We start from the raw sequence: 2,500 nt of genomic DNA on the forward strand, positions 1-2,500 counted from the left end.
GCAAGTGGAATAAATCTTTTAGTTGATAAGTAAATTCATCAACAACAGTTGAGTATCCACAATCTTCAATAATAACTTTAACGTTAGAAGGTAACTCTTCACCTGAAGTCATCATTACAGTTGCCGCGCCCATCGAAACACCAAATAGTGCTATTTCAGCATTAGGGTCTTTCTTTACAATTTGTTGAATCCAAACCAAAATATCTTTACGATCATGCCAGCCCATACCAACATAATTTCCTTCACTATTTCCGTGCCCACGAAGATCTGGTGCTATGACATTATAACCTTGTTCATAAAAGTTACGAATATATTTCGTCATTTCTGATGCTTTACCATTGTATCCATGAACTACAATTGCCCATTTATGACTAGATTGTTCATTCATATATTCATAACCTTTTAAATTCAATTTATCGAAAGAACGTATAGTTAATGTGTTAGGCTTATACTTCGATACGAAGTTCGCATTCTTTTCTTCATTTATAGCCAATACATCTCCCGATGCATTTACCGTTTCTGCTAAATGAGGATTACCTTGCAAAAATTCTTTCTCTTGTTTCGCATTTAACGCATAGTTATAAAAATAATTCCCGACTAACATATACACAATCGCTAGAAGGACTAAGACTACTACAGTAATTATACCTATCTTTTTCATATTATCTCCTTTTCTAACTTAAATCTTTTTATGTGAAAGTACCTCCAAAAAACAACTGTACTATTTTAACACGCCAATGAATCCTATCTTTAAGAAATAAAACAGAAAATCTTAAATAGCATATCAAAAATTATGAAAGAAATTGAATAAAAAATTATATGGATATAGCTAAAAATCATAGAAGAATGCGGAGTATTCAAGAATTCAAATTACATTTGGGGTTGATAAGAAATTAGAAACACAAAAAAGACGAGTCATTCTGACTCGTCTTAAGCTTGCTTGGCGACGTCCTACTCTCACAGGGACAAGGTCCCAACTACCATCGGCGCTAGAGAGCTTAACTTCCGTGTTCGGTATGGGAACGGGTGTGACCTCTCTGCCATCATCACCAAACTATTGAAGGCATATTCCTTCAAAACTAGATAACATTTGCTACATATTATATGGTTAAGTCCTCGATCTATTAGTATTCGTCAGCTCCACATGTCACCATGCTTCCACCTCGAACCTATCAACCTGATCATCTTTCAGGGATCTTACTAGCTTACGCTATGGGAAATCTCATCTTGAGGGGGGCTTCATGCTTAGATGCTTTCAGCACTTATCCCTTCCGCACATAGCTACCCAGCTATGCCCTTGGCAGAACAACTGGTACACCAGCGGTGCGTCCATCCCGGTCCTCTCGTACTAAGGACAGCTCCTCTCAAATTTCCTACGCCCACGACGGATAGGGACCGAACTGTCTCACGACGTTCTGAACCCAGCTCGCGTACCGCTTTAATGGGCGAACAGCCCAACCCTTGGGACCGACTACAGCCCCAGGATGCGATGAGCCGACATCGAGGTGCCAAACCTCCCCGTCGATGTGGACTCTTGGGGGAGATAAGCCTGTTATCCCCGGGGTAGCTTTTATCCGTTGAGCGATGGCCCTTCCATGCGGAACCACCGGATCACTAAGCCCGACTTTCGTCCCTGCTCGACTTGTAGGTCTCGCAGTCAAGCTCCCTTATGCCTTTGCACTCTACGAATGATTTCCAACCATTCTGAGGGAACCTTTGGGCGCCTCCGTTACACTTTAGGAGGCGACCGCCCCAGTCAAACTGCCCACCTGACACTGTCTCCCGGGTCGATAAGACCCGTAGGTTAGAATTTCAATACAGTCAGGGCGGTATCCCACCAGCGCCTCCACCGAAGCTAGCGCTCCGGTTTCAAAGGCTCCCGCCTATCCTGTACAAACTGTACCAAAATTCAATATCAGGCTACAGTAAAGCTCCACGGGGTCTTTCCGTCCTGTCGCGGGTAACCTGCATCTTCACAGGTACTATAATTTCACCGAGTCTCTGGTTGAGACAGTGCCCAAATCGTTACACCTTTCGTGCGGGTCGGAACTTACCCGACAAGGAATTTCGCTACCTTAGGACCGTTATAGTTACGGCCGCCGTTTACTGGGGCTTCAGTTCAGAGCTTCGCTTACGCTAACCCCTCTCCTTAACCTTCCAGCACCGGGCAGGTGTCACCCCCTATACTTCGCCTTACGGCTTCGCAGAGAGCTGTGTTTTTGCTAAACAGTCGCTTGGGCCTATTCACTGCGGCTTTCCGTTAAGAAAGCACCCCTTCTCCCGAAGTTACGGGGTCATTTTGCCGAGTTCCTTAACCAGAGTTCTCTCGCACACCTTAGGATTCTCTCCTCGCCTACCTGTGTCGGTTTGCGGTACAGGCACCTTTTATCTCGCTAGAAGCTTTTCTTGGCAGCGGGGAATCAAAGACTTCGCTCCATAAGGAGCTTCCCCATCACAGCTCAGCCTTTACGATAAGCGGATTTGCCTACTTATCAGCCTA

The 2,500-nt window shown here is 44.6% G+C and carries 1 protein-coding gene and 2 rRNA genes (1 of these 3 cut by a window edge); all 3 read right to left on the reverse strand.

Annotated elements, in window-relative coordinates; translation table 11 throughout:
• A partial coding sequence (locus tag R7E47_RS23775) for an alpha/beta hydrolase (protein ID WP_318085107.1) occupies window positions 1-661 on the reverse strand: 661 nt, incomplete at its 3' end.
• A gap of 277 nt (window positions 662-938) precedes the next feature.
• Window positions 939-1,054 (reverse strand): 5S ribosomal RNA (gene rrf, locus R7E47_RS23780).
• Window positions 1,055-1,104: 50 nt separating this feature from the next.
• Window positions 1,105-2,500: ribosomal RNA gene (locus R7E47_RS23785) — 23S ribosomal RNA — on the reverse strand (it continues 1,526 nt past the right edge of the window).

This window comes from Vibrio sp. Vb1026 (genome assembly GCF_033338745.1).
GTDB lineage: Bacteria > Pseudomonadota > Gammaproteobacteria > Enterobacterales > Vibrionaceae > Vibrio > Vibrio alginolyticus.